Origin of the sequence: Microcoleus sp. C2D2, from assembly GCF_036702495.1 — a bacterium.
Taxonomy (GTDB): domain Bacteria; phylum Cyanobacteriota; class Cyanobacteriia; order Cyanobacteriales; family Microcoleaceae; genus Microcoleus.
Genome location: NZ_JAUBTO010000045.1, coordinates 8091 through 28893, shown reverse-complemented (window position 1 = coordinate 28893; position 20803 = coordinate 8091). Strand labels below are relative to the sequence as shown.

The 20803-nt window shown below is 47.4% G+C and carries 17 protein-coding genes; 5 read left to right on the top strand and 12 right to left on the bottom strand.

The window, feature by feature from the left end; genetic code table 11:
* The first annotated feature begins 135 nt into the window (after window positions 1-135).
* Entirely contained in the window at window positions 136-1584 is a 1449-nt protein-coding gene (locus tag QUB61_RS16420) for a DUF5009 domain-containing protein (protein ID WP_333131758.1), read from the top strand.
* Window positions 1585-1664: 80 nt separating this feature from the next.
* Here the strand turns inward: QUB61_RS16420 and QUB61_RS16415 are convergent, their stop codons facing one another.
* Window positions 1665-2726, bottom strand: a complete 1062-nt coding sequence (locus QUB61_RS16415; RefSeq protein ID WP_333131761.1) for a hypothetical protein — start codon at window positions 2724-2726, stop codon at window positions 1665-1667.
* A 207-nt stretch (window positions 2727-2933) separates the two neighbouring features.
* Between QUB61_RS16415 and QUB61_RS16410 the strand changes: the two genes are divergently transcribed.
* On the top strand, window positions 2934-3782 hold the full coding sequence (locus QUB61_RS16410; RefSeq protein WP_333131763.1) for a hypothetical protein: 849 nt from the start codon (window positions 2934-2936) through the stop codon (window positions 3780-3782).
* A 125-nt stretch (window positions 3783-3907) separates the two neighbouring features.
* On the opposite strand, the gene QUB61_RS16405 is transcribed toward QUB61_RS16410, so the two are convergent.
* The gene (locus QUB61_RS16405; protein ID WP_333131765.1) at window positions 3908-4138 is read right to left on the bottom strand and encodes a type II toxin-antitoxin system HicB family antitoxin; all 231 of its coding nucleotides are present in this window, start codon (window positions 4136-4138) and stop codon (window positions 3908-3910) included.
* Window positions 4139-4259: 121 nt separating this feature from the next.
* Complete coding sequence (locus QUB61_RS16400) at window positions 4260-5669, bottom strand: ferredoxin:protochlorophyllide reductase (ATP-dependent) subunit N (protein ID WP_199292772.1); 1410 nt, start codon at window positions 5667-5669, stop codon at window positions 4260-4262.
* A 76-nt stretch (window positions 5670-5745) separates the two neighbouring features.
* Here QUB61_RS16400 and QUB61_RS16395 point away from each other — a divergent pair, with 76 nt between their 5' ends.
* Window positions 5746-6069: a hypothetical protein gene (locus tag QUB61_RS16395; RefSeq protein WP_333131767.1), complete on the top strand. Its 324-nt coding sequence runs from the start codon at window positions 5746-5748 to the stop codon at window positions 6067-6069.
* A gap of 88 nt (window positions 6070-6157) precedes the next feature.
* Here QUB61_RS16395 and QUB61_RS16390 read toward each other — a convergent pair whose 3' ends face one another.
* The 3 genes from QUB61_RS16390 to QUB61_RS16380 form a co-directional block, all read right to left on the bottom strand.
* Window positions 6158-7666 (bottom strand): DUF5331 domain-containing protein, encoded by a 1509-nt coding sequence (locus tag QUB61_RS16390; RefSeq protein WP_333131769.1) that lies wholly within the window; start codon window positions 7664-7666, stop codon window positions 6158-6160.
* Window positions 7667-7700: 34 nt separating this feature from the next.
* A complete protein-coding gene (gene bchL / locus QUB61_RS16385; RefSeq protein ID WP_333131771.1) occupies window positions 7701-8567 on the bottom strand; it encodes a ferredoxin:protochlorophyllide reductase (ATP-dependent) iron-sulfur ATP-binding protein in 867 nt (288 codons plus the stop codon).
* Window positions 8568-9792: 1225 nt separating this feature from the next.
* Complete coding sequence (locus QUB61_RS16380; RefSeq protein WP_333131773.1) at window positions 9793-11961, bottom strand: CBS domain-containing protein; 2169 nt, start codon at window positions 11959-11961, stop codon at window positions 9793-9795.
* 150 nt (window positions 11962-12111) lie between these two features.
* Here QUB61_RS16380 and QUB61_RS16375 point away from each other — a divergent pair, with 150 nt between their 5' ends.
* On the top strand, window positions 12112-14676 hold the full coding sequence (locus QUB61_RS16375; RefSeq protein WP_333131776.1) for a PhoD-like phosphatase: 2565 nt from the start codon (window positions 12112-12114) through the stop codon (window positions 14674-14676).
* A 135-nt stretch (window positions 14677-14811) separates the two neighbouring features.
* Window positions 14812-14937 (top strand): hypothetical protein, encoded by a 126-nt coding sequence (locus QUB61_RS16370; protein ID WP_333131778.1) that lies wholly within the window; start codon window positions 14812-14814, stop codon window positions 14935-14937.
* 84 nt (window positions 14938-15021) lie between these two features.
* On the opposite strand, the gene QUB61_RS16365 is transcribed toward QUB61_RS16370, so the two are convergent.
* From QUB61_RS16365 to QUB61_RS16340, 6 genes are all read right to left on the bottom strand, one after another.
* Window positions 15022-15630, bottom strand: a complete 609-nt coding sequence (locus QUB61_RS16365) for a transposase (RefSeq protein WP_333131780.1) — start codon at window positions 15628-15630, stop codon at window positions 15022-15024.
* Between the two features lie 47 nt (window positions 15631-15677).
* Window positions 15678-15809: a hypothetical protein gene (locus tag QUB61_RS16360; RefSeq protein ID WP_333131782.1), complete on the bottom strand. Its 132-nt coding sequence runs from the start codon at window positions 15807-15809 to the stop codon at window positions 15678-15680.
* Window positions 15810-15894: 85 nt separating this feature from the next.
* A complete protein-coding gene (locus tag QUB61_RS16355; protein WP_333190044.1) occupies window positions 15895-16212 on the bottom strand; it encodes a hypothetical protein in 318 nt (105 codons plus the stop codon).
* A gap of 41 nt (window positions 16213-16253) precedes the next feature.
* Entirely contained in the window at window positions 16254-18101 is a 1848-nt protein-coding gene (locus QUB61_RS16350; RefSeq protein ID WP_333190042.1) for a WD40 repeat domain-containing protein, read from the bottom strand.
* Entirely contained in the window at window positions 18098-20146 is a 2049-nt protein-coding gene (locus QUB61_RS16345) for an ATP-binding protein (RefSeq protein ID WP_333131791.1), read from the bottom strand. Before QUB61_RS16345 ends, QUB61_RS16350 begins: the two co-directional genes overlap by 4 nt.
* A gap of 449 nt (window positions 20147-20595) precedes the next feature.
* Window positions 20596-20803, bottom strand: a 208-nt coding sequence (locus QUB61_RS16340) for a hypothetical protein (protein WP_333190040.1), incomplete at its 5' end; no start/stop codon positions are given.

Here is a 20803-nt window from a genome sequence, read left to right as displayed (position 1 = left end):
TATTCCCCTCCGGGTTAAGTTCACCATTATCTATCAAAAAGCGCAAGAACTCCAGTAAACCCGCCGGCCGATATCTTGCGGTCAACCAACCGTACTTGATATAAATTAGAATCCCAAACATCAGAGGTAAAAGACATGGTGAAACAAGAAAATAGTTTAGCAGTTGCTGCCGTTTCCCAACGCGCAGACGCGCTGGATGCCCTGCGCGGACTAGCAGTTTTAGCGATGGTTTTATCCGGTACAATAGCCCGGAAAACATTGCCGGCGTGGATGTATCACGCCCAACTGCCACCGCCCGACCACCTTTTTAATAACAAACTGCCGGGATTAACCTGGGTTGATTTAGTTTTCCCCTTCTTTTTGTTTGCAATGGGGGCCGCGATACCGCTAGCGTTGTCGCGCCGCATCGCCAAGGGATGGGATACAAAAAAAGTGATTTTATCTATTTTGCAAAGAGGCTTTTTGTTAGCGTCATTTGCGATATTTCTCCAGCACATTCGCCCGACTATAATTAACCCAGACGCCTCCATCCCGCAGAAGTGGTGGATGGCCTTGTTTGGATTTTTAATATTATTTTTAATGTATGTTCGCTGGCCGTCCAGGTGGTTTGTGTGGCGGCGGACTTCCTTAACCGTTGCTGCTTGGAGTGCCGGGATTGGCTTCGTATCTCACATCAAATATCCCAACGGTGTAGGATTTTTAGTTAGCCGTAGCGATATTATCTTGATTGTACTAGCAAATATGGCCGTTTTCGGCTCGCTAATTTGGCTGTTTACTCGTTCAAATACGTGGTTGCGAGTGGGATTTTTGGGCTTGCTGTTGGCGGCGCGGCTGTCTTCTCCTACTGACGGTTGGATTAATTTAGTTTGGCGGTACTCTCCTGCACCTTGGCTATTTCAATTTGATTATTTAAAGTATTTGTTTGTGGTGATTCCCGGTACGATTGCGGGCGATTGGCTGGGTCGGTGGATAGAGTATTGTTCGCCGGAAGAGGCGAGTTATGCTAGCTGGAAGAGTTGGCGCTATTTCAGCATTATGGTTTTGATGTTTGCTGTCAATTTAGTTTTGTTAATTGGACTGCAAGCTAGATGGGTGTGGCAGACTGCATTAGTGACGGTGGTGCTGTGTTTGTGCGCTTTGGTTTTGTTGAGAAAGCCAGGGAATGTCACGGAAAATTTATTGAACCGCCTTTACAAATGGGGGTTTTATTGGGTGGTTTTGGGTTTGCTGTTTGAGCCTTATGAAGGCGGAATCAAGAAAGATTCAGCGACGATGAGTTACTTGTTTTTAACGGCGGGAATGGCGATTTTGCTGTTGATTGGGTTGATGATAATTATCGATGTGTTTCAAAGAAAATGGTTTTTGCAGTTGTTTATTGATAACGGGGTGAATCCGATGATTGGCTATGCAGGATTTGCGAATATTATCTGGCCGATTCTAGTTTTAAGTAAATTGGAACCGGTGATTGTTGAGCTGACTTCAACCAATCCATTGATGGGGTTTTTGAGGGGGTTGGGATATACGGCGATTGTGGCGTTAATTGTGGTAGTGTTTACCAGGTTTAAACTGTTTTTGAGGACATAAATTTTGAGGTTTGGAGTAAGAAGTTTAGTGCTTCTTGATTCAAACTAAGGGAGAGGACAGAAGTCCTCTCTAGGAACTTATTAAGATTGGAGCGACTTCAAAATACCGCTTTCCAACTGATAAATTGCTGCCATAATCCCGCTTTCAGGATTTGTGAGCAGGGACTTTTTGACATCTTTTAAGTATTCTACAATGTGTGCCCGCAAAATCGGTCTTTCTACTTTGACTGTGTGATTGTAATCCCACAAATCCCAGATGATAATCCCGATGCCGACAATCGGGTCGATTAAACTTACTCCCAACTGACTAGCAACTGTACCGCCTGTTTTTGTTGCCATTTTGGCGGCGGCTTTGCTGGCAACTTTTGCGGTAACTTTGCTGCCAACTTTAGTTGCTACTCCCAAAATTAAGGGTTTAGCAATTAAGTAGCCGCTGCCGCCAACTAATACTTTTAATGATAAATTAGAGACGTTTCCTTTGTCGCTAATTGTGGTGGCAATATCGTTCAGATATTTGTCCCACTGTACTTGCGGTATATTATAATTGTTTTGAACTACTTTCACATTCTTGCTAACTTCGGCTATGTACAAGTTAGCAGTATCTTGAGTGATTAATTGAAATCGCAGTTGAGCGTTTTTGGGTACCAGCACGCGGTTAGCAAATTCTCTTTGAAAGTCTTCGGTTAATTTTTCGGAAACAGCTTGAGAAGCTGCGGTCATATCAAATCTGTTGAGTACGGCAGATTTCACGAAATTAAAAGGTACGGTAAACTCCATCTTTTTTTGATTGAAGTAATCGAAGTACCAATCGAGGAAGCTATTGTCTACTCGTGCAATTACTTCGGCTTCCCATTTATCCAATTCTTGGGATGCGAAAGTTTCGGCTGTTGTATGGGATTGTTGGATAGCGTTTTTAATGTCTTGGTTGACTTTGCTAAAATCGTGTGGCGGCGAGACTACAACTGCTGTGGTTCCCGTATTTGTTAGTGACTGGGAAATTAGAAAGTTACCTAATAGGGGAATGATGACTACTAAAATTACGATCGTCCAAATCATCGGTGTGACAGTTTTGATAAACTGACCGATAACTCTGAGACGTTCTGTTTTCTCTGAATAGCTAATTTCTTCCTTCTCTTGTCTCATGGCGGTTTCTCAACTGATGAGAGTTGGGCTAGTTTCGATTATAGGCGATCGTACCTGCGATCGTGTTACGGGCCTGTGGCCTGAGATTCTGGAAAGGTTGGCGAAAAGTGCGCGCGAAGCTACCCCAAAGGGAATCGCCAGTTTTTAATTCTTGACTGCATAGAAATTAAAGTGGTACTATTTTTGAATATATCTCAAGCTGTTAATATGACCTTAGATCCTTTGCTCCGCAAGCTAGCAGCCATAAATCAAGCTTTATCTGCCATTTCAGCAGAAACCTGCACGGCGGCCGGATGCAATCAAGCAGTTTCAAAACCCGGTCACAAATTATGCTACGAACATTGGAAAGCTAACAACGCTCAACCCGTGTCAGCGCCCAAACCTAAACCCCAACAACCCTCTTCCCCCTCACTTCTGTCCGCTACCAGCATCAGCGAGAAACTAGAAATATCAAAGCACAAAGTCAATCCGATTTTAGCAGAGTTAGGATTGGTAAACAAAGAGCGCAACGGCTGGGTAGCCACTAAGCGGGGAATAGGTTTTGGGGCGGTGCAAAAAACCTACCCTCAAGACAACACTCCTTATGTGCTTTGGCCGGAATCTATACTGACAAATCAAGTTTTTCTAGCGACTATTGAGAGTCTTAAAGGTGACAATTCAGAACAGAGCAAAACAGAAGTAAACACAAAGCTAGGGTTCCGCGAGAAGTTTCGGGCGAGTGCACAGCATCGAACAACCGACGGTCACTTTGTGCGGTCTAAAGCTGAAGTTTTGATTGATAATTGGCTCTATATGGCGGAGCTAGTTCACGCCTATGAACGCCGACTACCCATAGAGGAAGAAGCTTACTGTGACTTTTATATTCCTGGGGGAAAAGTGTATATTGAATACTGGGGATATGAGAACAACCCGGAGTATGTGGCGCGTAAGGAAGTGAAGCAAGAACTATATCAAAAGTACGAACTCAACCTGATTGAGTTAACAGATGAACACATCAAGAATTTGGATGATTATTTGCCTAGAATGTTATTAAAATTTGGAGTAATTGTAAATTGATTGAAAAGTACGATCGCACTCTTCATCCGCGTCAATCCGCGTTAATCTGCCTGCATCAGCGGTTCATAAAAAAATTAAAGAGCGATCGCCCTTTAACCCTCCCTCAAACTCGATCGTCCTTTATGCTAAACATCAGCCGCAGGTAAAGGAATCTCATCGCCGCACTCATAAGCAGTCTCTACCCACAATTCCCTAGCTTCCTGAATATTATCCATCGCTTCCGACAAAGTTTCCCCCACAGACATACAACCCGGAAGGTCTTTTATTATGGCTGTATAACCTTCAGATTCTGGATAAAAACTGATAGCATATTTCAGGCTCAAGTAATAATCTAGAGATTTAAGGTTGACTTTCATCTTCTAATTAAAAGAGCGATCGCACACTTCATCCGCGTTCATCTGCGTCAATCCGCCTACATCAGCGGTTCCCAAAAAAATAAGGTGAGCAAAGCCCACCTTACTCTCTTACTAAAAACGATTAAACCTTCGCTTCATTCTTCACCAAATTACCCCAACCCAAATCCTTCAGCGAATTATTCCGGCGCAGCGGACGAGTCACCAACTCCAAAATATCCCGCGCATTACCAAAGCCGTGAATTTGAGCAAAAGTAAACTCAACAGACCACTTAGTATTAATCCCCCGCGCTTCCAAAGGATTAGCGTGAGCCATACCCGTAATCACCAAATCAATATTCTGCTCGTAAATCCGCTGAAGCTGATTGTAATTGTCTGGTTTCTCCACAATCCGAGGAGTAGGAACTCCCATCTCGTGACAAGTCTTTTCTAACAAAGCCAACTCGGCCGCCTGATAGCGCTTGTCCATGTAAGGAATCCCAATTTCCGGGCAAGTCATGCCGCAGCGAATCAAGAAACGTGCTAAAGAAATCTCTAACAAATTGTCGCCCATAAAGAAGACAGATTTGCCGCGAATTATTTGCAGGTAATCTTCCAAACCAGCCCAAATTTGCGCTTCCCGTTCGTCCAAACCTTTTGGTTCAATTCCCAACACTGAGCAAATCTTTTCAATCCAAGCGCGAGTTCCGTCAGGGCCGATCGGGAATGGCGCACCAATTAGCTTACACTTGCGGCGGCGCATCAACGTAGAAGCAGTGCGCGACAAGAACGGATTCATACCCGATACATAATAACCTTCTTCCAAGACTGGCAATTCAGTGTAGCGCTTGGAAGGAAGCCAACCGGATACTTTGATTCCTTGCTTCTTCAATTCTAGAGTTAGCTGAGTAACAACCGGATCGGGCAAAGAACCAAAAAGTACCAGCGGCGTGTGCTTGACATATTCCGATTCATCTGCTGCCACTTCCTCTTTTTTCTTGCCGAAATTCAGCAGTTGAGAGATAGCATTGCGTTCTTGTTTCTGAGATTCCATCACGGGCGCTTTCTCAGGGCATTTAGCAGCCATAGCTGCCAAAACGGTATCTTCCCCTTGAGTAAAAGCGTAATCCAAACCGTTAGCGCGGGCTGTGACGATGGGAATGCCAATTTCTGCTTCGAGTTTCGGCGCTAACCCTTCCAAATCCATTTTGATGATTTCGGTGGTGCAAGTGCCGATCCAGACAATTACACTGGGGTTACGATCGCGCTTAATTTGCAAGCACAGCCGCTTCAACTCATCATAATCGTTTAACTGAGCGGAAATATCGCCCTCTTCCAACTCAGCCATCGCATAGCGAGGCTCAGCAAAAATCATCACGCCCATGGCGTTTTGCAAGAAATAGCCGCAAGTCTTGGTACCGATGACCAAGAAAAAGCTATCTTCAATTTTTTGATAAAGCCAAGCTACGCAGCTAATCGGACAAAAAGTGTGATAATTGCCTGTTTCGCATTCAAAGTTTAAAGCTTCCGGTTCATTAGTAGTAATAGCAGTCATATCTCAAATCTTCTCCCTTTAAATTGTTTTTAGTCTGAAACAGGACAGGCTCGCCTAGCGAGGAAATACCTGTATTTTGCGATCGCATCTCTTGCTGCGGACAAGCATAAGTGGTTTTCAGGTTGTTTTTCTTCTCGATCGCGAACAGGCGCAGCGGCGAGACAACACCTGTGAAAGTGCGATCGCGCTGAAGCAGCGAACAATAATAGAAATACCTGGTTTTGGCGTAATTCCTCTGAAAAATAGATGCAGCCCACTCAATATTTCCGCAGCAGCCGCAGCATCCAAAATTTTGGCTAAAAAATTCTGCGCGAGGGCATACAATCCCTCACAGCAGGGATTTAGTGTTCTTCAATTCCCTAAGGCAAAAAGCCTTTTGGTAGTTGTGAGTTTGAGCTAATTAAAAATTAACAACTCGCAACTCACAACTCACAAATAGACCGGGAAACTTCAAGACTAGGACCGAGGCGGGCGATCGCGCAACAACCTCACTTAAAATCCGACAAAAAGCCCGAAATTTCTTCATCCTCATCGTCGGAATCCAAATCGCCGAGATCTAAAGCATCTAAATCATCTTCGTCAGGATCTCCGGTAGTTGCTTCCCCGAGATCGTCAAGTCCGAGATCGTCGAGGTCATCGTCATCAGATACAGAGAAATCGTCAATACCGTCTTCGTCCAAGTCGCCCAGATCGATGTCTAGGTCATCTGAGGTCGCTGTCCCAAACGGATCGGGTATTTCTTCGGGGACAAAATCTTCATCTTCTTCCCCAAAGGGATCGGATATCCCCCCTTCGAGCTCCTCAGAGGTTAAAGTCCCAAATTGTGAGGATTCTTCTTCATCGTCATCCCCGAGGTCGAGACCGTCCAAAGCCGAGGCTTCTTCTTCATCGTCATCCCCGAGGTCGAGACCGTCCAAAGCCGAGGATTCTTCTTCATCGTCATCCCCGAGGTCGAGATCGCCCAAAGCCAAGGCTTCTTCTTCATCGTCGTCGCCGAGGTCGAAGTCAGATACGGCCTCTTCCTCGTCGTTACCGAGGTCGAAGTCAGATACGGCCTCTTCCTCGTCGCCGATGTCGAAGTCAGATACGGCGTCTTCCTCATCGTCGCCGATGTCGAAGTCAGATACGGCGTCTTCCTCATCGTCGCCGATGTCGAGACCGTCCAAAGCCGAGGCTTCTTCCTCATCGTCGTCCATGTCGAAGTCGGAGGCTGCTTCTTCCTCATCGTCGTCCATGTCGAAGTCGGAGACTGCTTCTTCCTCATCGTCGTCGCCGATGTCGAAGTCGGAGACTGCTTCTTCCTCATCATCGTCGCCGATGTCGAAGTCAGAGAATCCTTCTTCCTCATCGTCGTCGAAGGATTCCTCCTCGGAGCTCAGTGCTGACGCAGCAGCAGCCAGACCGGCGGCTCCGGCGACTCCGGCGACTACTCCGGCTCCTGCTAAGGCCGCACCCCCTAATTTATTTGATTTGGCATCAGCGGGTGCAGCAGTTGCAGTTTGAGCCGCTGCTGGTGCAGCAGTTGCAGTTTGAGCCGCTGCTGGTGCAGCAGTTGTAGTTTGAGCCGCTGCTGGTGCAGCAGTTGTAGTTTGAGCCGCTGCTGGTGCAGCAGTTGCCGTTTGAGTCGCTGCTGGTGCAGCAGTTGCCGTTTGAGCTGCTGCGGCTGCAGCAGTTGTTGGAGTTTGGCTGGCCGTCTGTTGCGTGGTATTTGAGGGTATACCCAGCGCCAGGTCCGGGTCAAAATTTAGCCCCAACACTTCGATCAGGCTGTCTGCATCCGGCTTGAGTTTTGAGAAGGGCAGCATTAATTGCTGGAGTTCCGGCTCCAGGGCAGCCGCAATTCCCAGGATGAGGTAAGAAACAGGCCTTTTCCCGCCGTCGGGTGTGGCGACCGTGTTGTCAGCCGTCATGTGCAGGAGCAGCCAAGCCCGATTAACCTGGTAGTAGTCCAACCACTTCTGTTTGAGAGCAACTGAAAAAGTATCAAAAAAAGCCATAACCTCTTTATCCTCATCCTGATCGCTAGACCTATTAAACCATCATCAGGTCTAGCTCATCTTCCTCCTTCTTGACCACTGGTTGGACTGGATTTAGGTAAAAATCTGATAGCAGCGAGAATAATTCGCGATCGGGCGTGTCGTTGGGCACTACTCCTTCGGGCCTTGCCAAAATCTGGTCGGCGATGTTGAGGTAGTAATCGCAGACGTAGTTGAGGGAAGGATCGCTCTCGGCCATCTCAAACAATGTTTTGCCTTTGACGCGAGAAACGCGGATGTCTTCAATCAAGGGCAGCACTTCCAGCACCGGCATGGGTACAGAGTCTATGTACTTGTCGATCAAGTCGCGCTTGGAGGTGCGGTTGCCAATTAAACCGGCGAGCCGCAACGGGTGAGTGCGGGCTTTTTCGCGGACTGAGGCGGCGATGCGGTTGGCTGCAAATAAAGCGTCGAACCCGTTGTCGGTAACAATCATGCAGTAGTCGGCATAGTTCAAGGGGGCTGCAAAACCGCCGCACACTACGTCGCCGAGCACGTCGAACAGGATGATGTCGTACTCGTCGAAGGCATTGAGTTCTTTGAGCAGTTTGACGGTTTCGCCGACTACATAGCCGCCACAGCCAGCTCCTGCGGGAGGGCCGCCTGCTTCTACGCAGTCAACGCCACCGTAGCCTTTGTAGATGACATCTTCGGGCCAAACGTCTTCGTAGTGATAGTCCTTTTCCTGAAGGGTGTCAATAATTGTGGGGATTAAGAAGCCCGTGAGGGTAAATGTGCTGTCGTGCTTTGGATCGCAACCGATTTGCAAAACTTTCTTGCCGCGCTTGGCTAGGGCAACGGAGATGTTGCAGCTTGTTGTCGATTTGCCAATTCCACCTTTTCCGTAAACTGCGAGTTTCACTCTTTGTTCTCCTATAGGTTTCTATCAAAACGATGAGGGCTGGGGTTTCATGCTTTTTTTCGATCGCCCAACTGCAATAGCCCCATTGCAATAGCAGGCGTTGCAATAGCCCAACTGCCCTGCCCTTAATGTCTGTCGATTTGAGATTTCTGATTTGAGATTTTAGATTGACTCCACAGATGAATCTGGGGGTTCTCCCTAATGTCTAAAATTTTTCGCTCTCGACGACTTTTGTTTGGGGCTTGTATCCGTCTTTCGGTTAGGCCAATTTTGGAGCCTGCCCTGAGTCACCTCGTTGAAAGCATTATTAGCTAACTTGCGATGAAAAGAAAGGGGGCGTCTAAATGAAAATGCTAGTAAATTTGTTTATTTTGCACCTTTTGGAATCTTAACTGGTTTTTTGACCTAAAAATCTATTTTTAGAATTTTTTTAGATTTTTAATTAATTTTAGAATACTTTTTTAATATAAAGAGGTACAAAAATAAAACAAAAATTAACGAATCAAACAATCTGGGCTTTTGGCGTTGGGGCTAGGATGCAGGCAGTTGATGGCTTGTGCGGGTAACTTGAACTGGCACAAAGGCGCTAGTGGATGAGGCACACGGGAGAGTGAGTTCGGTCCGGTTGGGTAAGGGGATGGCAAAGTTATAGGATTTTTGATTTTTGATTTTTGATTTTTGATGGGGAAAGAGTGATTTTGCTGGGGTTTCTGGTGTTTTGTAAAAAATTGTGAATTTTTACGAATAGGTGGGGGAGTGTCCTAGTGTCCGAGTGAGACGGTACATGACAGAGACATTAACGCCGCCATGAATATCCGCGAGGAAGGTTTACGACTTTTGGCGTTCGGGCATCTCGCTAACGCTTCTTTCCAACGTGTAAGACCATCTAAAGGCACTGCTTTTAGAGGCAACGTTGGATGAAGGAAGAATCTGGGTCGTTTTACGGCGGGGAGTTGTCAAGTCTTCCCAATGACTACTGATACCAGTTTAAAAAAAGAATGCAACTGTAGGCCCGTGCTCCCAACCACGAGTTTCATCAGTCATTTCCAATTCTTCAATTCTTCAATTCTTCAATCGAAAATCTAAAATCTAAAATCCTACTGATACCAGTTTAAAAAAAGAAGGCAACTGTAGGTCCGTGCTCCCGACCACGAGGTTCATCAGTCATTTCCAATTCTTCAATCGAAAATCTAAAATCTAAAATCTAAAATCCTATGACTGCTGACTAATGACAACTGACGATCGGAATCTCGATCGCAAACTCAGTGCCCCGTCCAGCTTCCGAAACACAGCCGAGCCGCCCCCCGTGCTGTTCCACCACTAAATGGTAAGAAATCGACAGTCCCAACCCAGTGCCCTTGCCGACTGGTTTGGTAGTAAAAAACGGGTCAAATAATTGGCGGCGAATCTCCTCCGGTATGCCCCGCCCGTTGTCGGAAATGCGGATCGCCACAAAATCGTCGCCAACAACTTCAGTGCGAATTGTAATAGTGGGAAAAGTCAATGGAGAACTAGGATTTGACGGGGGTGAATTTTTCCCATTTCTCGTCGCCCATTTCCCTGTCTGGATTTCTTCATCCAAAGCATCAATCGCATTGCCGATAATATTCATGAACACCTGATTGATCTGACCGGCACAGCACTGGATGTGGGGCAAATTGCCGTATTCTTTAACGATCTGAATAGATGGATGTCCGCCGTAAGCTTTGAGCCGGTGCTGCAAAATCAACAAAGTGCTTTCGAGTCCCTCGTGAATGTCAACGAGCTTGATGTTAGATTGATCCGAGCGCGAAAAATTGCGCATCGACACAACTATTTGGCGGATGCGCTCGGTTCCTACTTGCATAGAAGACACGATCTTAGATAAGTCTTCTACCAAAAAATCGACTTCCATGTCTGTTGCTGCTTCCCGAATTTCCGAGACTGGTTCGGGATAGTGCTGCTGGTAAAGTTCCAACAGTTGGATCAATTCTTTGATGTAGTGGCTGGCGTGGGAAAGGTTGCCGTAGATAAAATTAACAGGATTGTTAATTTCGTGAGCGATACCGGCAATCATTTGTCCCAAAGAAGACATTTTTTCGGTTTGCACTAATTGAGTTTGAGTTTGCTGCAACTTTCGCACAGTTTGCTCTAATTGCTGCGCTTGATTTTTCAAGCAACTTTGCTTTCGCCGCAGCACTTCTTCGACTCGCTGGCGCTTGATAATATCCCGTCTCAACAATTCATTTGATTCTAAAAGTTGAGCGGTGCGTTCTTCAACTTGTTTTTTTAAGTCGTCGTGAGCTTGGCGCAGGGCTTCTTGGGCCCGCTGCCGCTCTAAAATTTCTTGCTGCAAAAGTTCGTTGGCGCGCTGCAATTGGGCGGCTCGCGCGTCCACTGCTTCCTGCAAAAGCTCGATCGTCCCGTAAACTTCAGATTGGTTAAAAACTTGCGGCAAACTTGTCTCTGAGACAACGCCCAAAAGTTCTCCCTGGCTGCCAACTACTACCAAACGGCGGACGCTGTGCCGCTGCATGGACTGGTGGACACTCCAGAGGGAATCGGCGGGAGATATGCAAAATAAAGGCGCACCCATGGCCTGAGTTGCGGAGATTTCCGAGAGGTTTAATTCGAGGGCGTGAAACTTCACGATGTCGCGCTCGGTGACAATGCCGATCGGAATTTCGTATTTTTGTGGTGGTGCCATCGCCCCATCGGGATGCTGAATTTGCTCTTGGACAATGACGACGTAACTAACTTGATGCTTGACCATGAGCTGGGCTAAATCGAGGGCTGAGGCAGTTTTTGGGGCCGATATGACTTGGTGCGTCATGACATCTGCAGCACAGCGAAAATTCGTTAGCAAGTTAACCGGTTGCAGGGCTTCGTGGATGGCTTCGCGGGTGATGATGCCCAGAAGTCGCGAGTCCTCATCGACTACGGGCAAATGCCGGATCTGGTGCTGGCGCAACGCGAACAGAGCTGTGAAAATATCTGGAGACTCGGATTGTTTGAGGGTAATGGGCGCGAGAGTCATTACGTCAGCAATTGTCAGTCCTACTGCACAAGCTGCGACGGTAGTTAGCTTGACGATAATATCCCGTTCTGTAAAAATGCCGATCGGCCGATTATCTTCCACGACTATGACGCAACTGCGCTTGGCCGTGTTCTTAAGAGCGTTTTGTTTTTCGCCGCAAAGCTGACAGGAGACGTGCATCGGGTTCATGAGAGCCAACACTTCGGCGATCGGGGTTTCTGGAGCCACGGTGATGGGGTGGCGGTCGAGAGCCCGATCTAAAGGTGACGAGCAGATCGGCCCGCTGTTGGGTGGTCCGGCGGGTTCTGATGATTTAATTGCTGGCGACTGCAGGGCTGAATCTAGGAAAAGCTGTAATTGTTGTTGTTGTTGTAGCATGGTTGATTATTAATTTTACTTAATGAATTGTTACAAATTTGCTGACACGGGTTGGCAGACTTAGCATTAATTAAGCGGGTGACAAATTGTCGATCGCCTAAAATCTGATTGCTAGAGCACCCTTATTTAATTTTTATTTTTTTAAATCCTATGTCGTGGACTCCCTTAAGTCATCGAATTCATCACTTGCCGCTCATCCTTGCGGGCCCGATTTTGCGCCGGACTCAAACAGAGGCCGTGACTGTGTGGCTGGCTCTGAAAGCACCCCGCCAAGTCGAACTCAAGGTTTATTCCACTGAGGGCGGAACCGGCGAAATTGTCGATCGGCCCTTGCTTCAAGGTTCGATCTCTACCGTGCAGCTCGGCAAATACCTGCACGTAGTGGCGGTGACTGCTAAACCAATTAACAGCAAGGTCTTGACATCCGGGCAAATTTATGCTTATGACATCGAGTTTGCTGGGAGTCCCGAGTCGCAGTCCGGGGTTGCAGTCGCAGAAAATGAGAAAGAAAATCTCATTTCTTGCCTGTGGCCGGCCTCCCCTGATTTGTCGGCTTTGGGGCCGGAGACGATCGGTTATTTCCCTCACCAGTTGCCGACTTTTGCGCTGCCGCCGAAGGATTTAAACTATTTGCGTATCGTTCACGGTTCTTGTCGCAAGCCCCACGGAAACGGCAGAGATGCCCTGCCAATCTTGGATAATTCCATCGAACAGTTTGCAGGAATGGCAAATAGCAGACCCCACCAACTCTTTTTAACGGGCGACCAAATTTACGGCGATGACGTTGCCGATGCGATGCTGTGGGCTTTGACTGATGCTGGCGATACACTGTTGGGCTGGGAAGAGAGTCTACCCCTGATGGATGATGCCCAAATTAAAAAGAATTTGTGTATCAGTATACCTAAAATTTCGGAAAACGAAAATGCAGGTGGCCGAGAGAGAAAAATTTTTAGAGAGTCGCCAATTCAGAAACCGTCTGATACTGAGTCTGAGTCCAAAAAACCTATTCAGTTACAGCCGGGGACTCGCAGCGATATTGCCAGAGATTTTGGCGGCTTTACGGCGATGTTGGTGAATCAACCGGAAAAATCTAAAAGTCACTTGTTCGGTTTGGGGGAATATTGCGCGATGTATTTGTTAGTTTGGTCGCCGATACTTTGGTGCGCGCGTTTTCCGAAGGGTAAGGATATTTGCCCAAATTCTAAGCAGGCAAAAGTCTGGGATAGAGAAGTTGTTGAACTTGAGGGTTTTGCCCGCAATTTGTGGAGGGTGAGGAGGGCGCTAGCGAATATTCCTACTTATATGATTTGCGATGACCATGATGTTAGCGATGATTTGTTTTTGAATCGAGAGTGGTGTTACCGGGTGCTGGGGAAGCCGCTGGGCAGGCGGGTGGTTCAGAATGCTTTGCTGGCTTATGCTGTGTTTCAGGCTTGGGGAAATACGCCCGCACAGTTCGATCGCGAAAAACCGGGAGATAAATTATTAAAGGCGGCTGAAAAATGGTCGGCTTCGGCGGGGACTGATGTTTCTGTTTGGGAGGAGGCGGCTTCGTATTTGGGAATTCCCAGGATCGATCCGAAAACTAATTTGCCTAAGTTTAAATTAGATGAAGATGTTTTTATTTTGGATCGGGATGACGAGGGTGTAAGTGAGGTTTTGAATTGGCATTTTACTGTGAGAAGTTTTAAGCACGAGGTGATTGTGCTGGATACGCGGACTTGGCGGGGGTATCCGGTGGAAAGCCCGATCGACCCGCCGATGCTTTTGACTCACAAAGGTTTTGAGGAGCAAATTCAGAAACCTTTGAAGGAGACTGATTTGCTGAATAAAACTGGCGAGTTTGAGGTTGAGGCGACGCTGGTGGTTGTGCCGACAAATTTGGTGGGTTTGTGGCTTATTGATGCGGTGCAAAAGTGGGATGTGGCACAGGGGAAGGTTTTTAATAGTGATGCGGGGGATGCTTGGAATTTTCATGAGTTGGCTTTTGTGAAGCTGTTGGTGGAATTTTTTAAACAGCGCGATCGGGTGATTGTGTTGACGGGGGATATTCACTATGCTGCTGCTGTGCGGCTGAGTTATTGGTCTGATTGTCATTTTGGCGATTCTCGATCGAATATTGAGCCTTTGAAGGGGGCAAGTTATAAGTCAAGTTATCAATATTCTGTGCTGGCCCAGTTGACTGCTAGTGCTTTTATTAATGAGGAGTGGAAAACGCATTTAGTTCATACTAAGATTAAGTCGCTGCTTCCTGAGCGATCGCACCAATGTTTGGGATGGAATGAGCCGCTGGAATTAATGAATATTTCGACGATGAGCATAAAGAAGGCTGTGGCTGCTGGTTTCAAAAATAGACAATCTCTGCCTGATTGGGGCTATCGGATTGACTGGATTAAACGGCAAAGAGCTCGGGTGTTTTTGCAGCTAGAAAAGGGAACTGCGTCAGAGAGATCGCATAAAAATAAACAATTGTCTGTGCTGCACAGGTTGTGGAATTTGATAGCGCTGTTGTGGCGCAATCGCTGGCTGCAAGAGGGTGATGAGATTGTGGGATATAGCAATATGGCGATCGTCAGTTTTCAGTGGCCGGATGATGGTGATGGGGAGAAGGCGGTGATCCAAAATGTTTATTGGCGGCCGCTTTGGAAGCCGAACAGTGTGGTTTACAGTCAATATTTTGTGCCGCTAGGATTGGATGAGCCAACGGTTGATTGAGCGGGTGTTTGGTTGATTTATTGTTTTGGATGTGACGGCGCCGGGAGGACACGGCAGTGCCTTTTCCCTACCTCAAAATGTCGAGCGCGCGATCGGATTTAATCATCGACGACATGGCTGCGGGAGGACACGGCAGTGCCGTTTCCCTACCTCAAAATGTCGATCGCGCGATCGGATTTAATCATCGACGACATGGCTGCGGGAGGACACGGCAGTGCCGTTTCCCTACCTCAAAATAATCGATCGCCCGATCGGATATAACCATCGCCCGATTCATTGTAGGGAAACGGCACTGCCGTGTCCTGATTTCTGCCGTGTCCGAGTTTCTGGCGGGTCCTAATTTCTTTAAAAACGCGAATCTAACAAAATAGGGTGATTTTTCTGGTGTTCTAATTTCTCAGGATTTTCGCCCCAACGCTGAGGATTGTTGGTGATGTATTGCCTTTTGCAATTCAAAGATTCTTCATCGCGGATAATTGATTCGTAAAAACCATCTTGCCAGACAGGAACTTCTGTTGTTTCGCAGAACTTATGAATGAATCTCGTAACAGCACTTTTATAGGAACGGATTGCGGTAGGAATGGAACCGCGAACGGGTTGACCCAATTTTTCGGGGGTAGGGACACGCCTTTGCTGTGTTTTTACGGGGGTATTGTCAACGATCGCCAAAAGTCCGTGTACATGATCGGGCATAATCACAAATGTATCTAATTGAAAGCGGGGAAAATGATTGGGAATTTCTAGCCAACAAGTGTGGGCAAGATGACCTAAAAGATTTAATTGCATTTTACCGTCAATCACTTCGCCGAATATACATTGTCGTGCTTCGGTGCAAATGGTAATGTAATAAACACCGGGTTGAGTATAATCGTATCCTTTAATCCGTACAGAACGGCGGTGGTGTTTGTTGGGGTCGTAAGGCATTGTATAAAAATAGAATAATATCTCCCTCATTATTCTATCGGCAATACGGCATTGGAGGACACGGCAGTGCCGTTTCCCTACACGAAAAAGTCGATCGCCCCATGGAGCACATCATCACCACCCGATTTTTCGGGAAACGGCACTGCCGTGTCCGAATTTCTTCGCCCTACCCCAAAATAATCGATCGCCCGCAGAGAGCACATCACCACCACCCGATTTTTCGGGAAACGGCACTGCCGTGTCCGAATTTCTTCGCGCTACGCCAAAATAATCAGATCGCCCGCAGAGAGCACATCACCACCACCCGATTTTTCGGGAAACGGCACTGCCGTGTCCGAATTTCTTGGCGCACAATCGCATATAACCACCGCCCAATTCGTAGGGAAACGGCACTGCCGTGTCCGAATTTCTGCCGTGTCCTAATTTCGGGTAAGGGGTAAAATTAACCGAATTGCATGAGGAATTTGCCCGATCGCACATTTGGCGATCGCCCGATCGCACATTTGGCGATCGCCCGATCGCACATTTGGCGATCGCCCGATCGCACATTTCCCGATCGAATGCGACAATCGGATGCAACCATCGACAACACGGCAAGGTCGGACACCGCACCGTGCCGTTTCCCTACCCCAAAAAATCATCGCCCATTTCTCTCAAACATCGCCCAAATCCCCCATTCCCTCCAATCGCAGGAAATGCACCCGGCCCAACGCATCCCCCGCTACAACACTCACCCCATCAGGGGCGATCGTACAGCAATAGAACTCAGCATCTCCGCTGAAACTAGCAACCTCTTTGCCACTAAGCAAATCCCAGATTTTTAGGGTGTTATCCCTAGAAGCGGAAATCGCAGTTTTGCCGTCTGGTGCGAGATCCACTGCATATACCGAGTCAGTATGACCGGTGAGGGTTCTAACTTCGGTACCTGTCTCGGTGTCCCAGATTTTCAGGGTTTTATCGTGTGAAGCGGAAATCGCGGTTTTGCCGTCTGGTGCGAGATCCACTGCATTTACCAAGTCAGTATGACCGATGAGGGTTCTAACTTCGGTACCTGTCTCGGTGTCCCAGATTTTCAGGGTATTATCCCATGAAGCGGAAATCGCTGTGAGGCCGTCTGGTGCGATCGCCACTGCTGTTACGATGTAACTATGACCGGTGAGGGTTCTAACTTCGGTACCTGTCTCGGTGTCCCAGATTTTCAGGGTGTTATCCTCTTCCCCCCCTGAAGCGGAAATCACTGTGAGGCCGTCTGGTGCGATTGCCACTGCTGTTACCATGTCACTATGACCGGTGAGGGTTCTAACTTCGGTACCTGTCTCGGTGTCCCAGATTTTCAGGGTGTTATCCCTAGAAGCGGAAATCGCTGTCTTCCCGTCTGGTGCGATCGCCACTGCATTTACCAAGCTAGTATGACCGGTGAGGGTTCTAACTTCGGTACCTGTCTCGGTGTCCCAGATTTTCAGGGTGTTATCGTGTGAAACGGAAATCGCTCTTTTGCCGTCTGGTGCGATCGCGACTGCATATACCGAGTCACTATGACCAGTGAGGGTTCTAACTTCCGTACCTGTCTCGGTGTCCCAGATTTTCAGGGTTATATCCTGTGAAGCGGAAATCACTGTGAGGCAGTCTGGTGCGATCGCCACTGCTATTTCCAAGTAAGTATGACCAGTGAGGGTTCTAACTTCCGTACCTGTTTCGGTGTCCCAGATTTTCAGGGTTATATCGTGTGAAGCGGAAATCGCGGTTTTGCCGTCTGGTGCGATCGCCACTGCTGCTACGTCACTATGACGGGTGAGGGTTCTAACTTCGGTACCTGTCTCGGTGTCCCAGATTTTCAGGGTGTTATCGTCTGAAGCGGAAATCGCGGTTTTGCCGTCTGGTGCGATCGCCACTGCTCTTACCGATTTAGTATGACCGGTGAGGGTTCTAACTTCGGTACCTGTCTCGGTGTCCCAGATTTTCAGGGTGTTATCGTCTGAAGCGGAAATCGCTGTCTTGCCGTCTGGTGCGATCGCCACTGCTCTTACCGAGTCAGTATGACCGGTGAGGGTTCTCAGACATCCTTCTCCGGGCCGCTCTAAATTAGCCCTCAAAGGCCGCAGCCAAAGACTATTTTTCGACTGCTTGGCTTGTTCCAGCAACCCCTGAATATCAGTCATTTCAAAATCCAGCAACCTCCCCAACAAATGACCTGCCAGTTGCGTTTTATCCCTTTCCAAAACGTGCGCCGACTTGCGAATTGCCCCTTGAATCAACTTCAGCGTTTCAGTTTGCCCCTGCGACAGCAAAACATCTGCATTCCTCCCTAAATCGTAATCCTCAATTAGCGGCTGCACCCCCAACAATTTTAACTTCGCCTCAATAAAACCAAAATCCGTCACCCAACCATAATAACGGTTGAAATCTCGCCCAATCTCAATGAAATCCCTGGGTTGATGCTTCAACAAATATTCTCGCTCCGATTTACTTTGCTCCGCTAACCACACACCCAAATCGCTCATAGAGGCGCTCCTTCTATCCTGTTATTCATACCTTGGCGGTTAAGTTCATCAACATCAACCCCCGCAGATTGCACGGTTTCATCTTTTGCCAGAAACTCGCGAAAACTGTTGTGATAAATGCTGTAGCGAATTTCGCCGCTGACTTGCTGCTGCCGCAAAAATGAATCCCATTTCTTGAGTAGCTGCTGTACTTTAAAATCTGTCTCGCCTACGGATTTAGCAATCCAGCGGCGAGAAACAGCTTCGCGCGCTTTCGAGATGACGTAGATAATCTTAACTTTCATCTCCAACAGCGGATCGTCTTCCCTGCCCATCATCTGTACCCAATGCTTCCGATAATATCCTGTCAACTCCCTAGGCAAATCTTCCAGAGAAACATCCCTGTACTCGCCGTTTTCGATATCATTCAGCACGTAGCGGAGATACATAAAATTGTTCTGGCTTTTTTGGGCCACCGCCCCCACAAACTGTTCCCGGGTCAAATCATTACTGGCAATCCAATTCTGAATGGACGCGCTATTGCTGGTGCGTTGTGCAATATAAGCCTTCGTATCTTCCAGACTTTCTGCATCGTACTGCATCAAATCAAACACCCGATGATTCATCGGCAAAGGCAAAGATTCCGGCCGCTTGGAAACAATAAAGTAAACGTTATCCGGCAAAACGTCCGGCAAATAGAGAACGTTGCTGCCGCTGCTTTGCAAACTCAAATCGACTTCATCGAGGGCATCTACCACAAAAATCAACTTTTTCCCGCCCAATGTAGCGCTGACTTCCCCCAACAGCCGCCCTAAAAAATTGCCGTTTGCCGTCGCATTTTCCGGCAGTTGCGGATACTTATCCCTGAGTTTAAAGCCATCAATTAATTGAAGGCAGGCATTTTCCAGAAATGTTTTGGCGTCAACAATTCCGTCGGATCGCGAGTTAAAATGAGTAACGCAGCGGCGTCTCATCATCAACACGCACTGCGCCAGAATAGAACTTTTCCCGACACCAGGTTCTGCTTCTAAAACAAAATAGCCTTTGCGATTCTTCTGCAAGAAACGACCAATTTCTTCAAATACAAATCTGCGCCCGGTAAAGTCTTTAGTCCGGTCTTCAATAATCGTCTCGGACTTCAAAGAAATCGGCAATCCGGGCGCGGAAGTATCGATAAATGTTTGCAGCAATTCCCGAACTTGCGCCAAATCCGATCGGATGCCAATTTCTATCGCTGACAATTTCCCCATCACTTGACAAATCTGCTGCCCAGTTGCCACGGCCTCCAACTTTTGCAGTATTTCCCCATTTTTCAGCCCCAAATCTCTCAGTTCTGATAAAGCAATTTGGTGCAGATTCAACAGCATCGCCGCAAACTTTCCTCCTCCCTTCGCCGCATCCTGTTTCAGCACTCCGCAGTACGCTTTCGGGAAAGTTGCGTACAGCTTGTCCGCCACAAATTCGACAGTTTCCGCATCGAAGGATTTGCCCTCGCGCCGGGCGAATTCGTTGAGGAAAGTTGCCCAATCTGCTGTTGTCAATCCGGTAACTCGATCGAACTCCTCGGCATCCGCAGAAAAAATCAGGGTTAACTGGTCTTCGGAAATATTTAAACCCCTTGACAAGTCGGCTGTATTCGTGTTAATATCCAGCCAGTATTCAGAAGTTTTATCGGCTAATTGACCGAGATCCCTTTCAGGAGAAGGCAAATTTTCGCTAAGTGCGATCGCAATTAATTGAGGGGACGAAGTAACCTCTCTCAAAATATAGGCGATCGCCTCACCCGCAGCCTCAATCAAATCCTGATTATCGAGAATCCTCGGATTTTTGCTCAACCCTTGGGTCATCCGATTTCCGAGGTCATTAGCCGCGATATTCCCTGCTATATCACCAGCAATCGCCGCTAAAATAGAAACTCCCCCAAGGGCGATCGGGCCGCCCATCATACCCGCTGCTGCTTGAGTTGCCGGATTGGCGATCGCATTTGAAATAACTTGTCCAATAGCCATCACCGCACTGCATCCAATTACCCTAGTTTTAAAATTAGCTAAGTCCCTTCGCGACATATAATAAATATTTTTATTTTCAAAAGTTAGTAGTAATTATATAGCAATCCTAAATGAGTCGTAAATTTTTTACCCCACCCCAGCCCTCCCCTTACTAAGGTCCGGGAGTAAGAAATTCACAAATGATTTAGGATCGCTATATCTTGCACGCTTCCGTTTAGTCCGCCGTTCGTTTCAACCCCGGTCTCATAGCTTGCATTCGGTTGAAACCGACTAAAGATTCGCCTGATTTGTGACGCGGCCCGCCGTTCGTTTCAACCCCTGGCGGACTCGCGGAGGAACCAACTAACTTTCCCTGCGCGGACAAACTAACAAACTAACAAATCGAATTCGATCGCACATTTCTCTCAAATTCGTTAGCGCAGCCCTCGAAGAGGATCGTTCATCCACAAAAAACCCGATCGTTCATCCACAAAAAACCCGATCGCAGGGCCCCAGAAACCGGGTTTTTACCGAAATACTTCCTTACAATTGAGATGTTGCAGCATTGTCAATAAGCCTTTTATGAACGGGCAAGATGCCCGTTCCACAAGAAAATCTACTCTTTGTGGAACAGGCATCTTGCCTGTTAAGCGAGAATATTGAGATGTTGCAGCATTGTCAATAAGCCTTTTATGAACGGGCAAGATGCCCGTTCCACAAGAAAATCTACTCTTT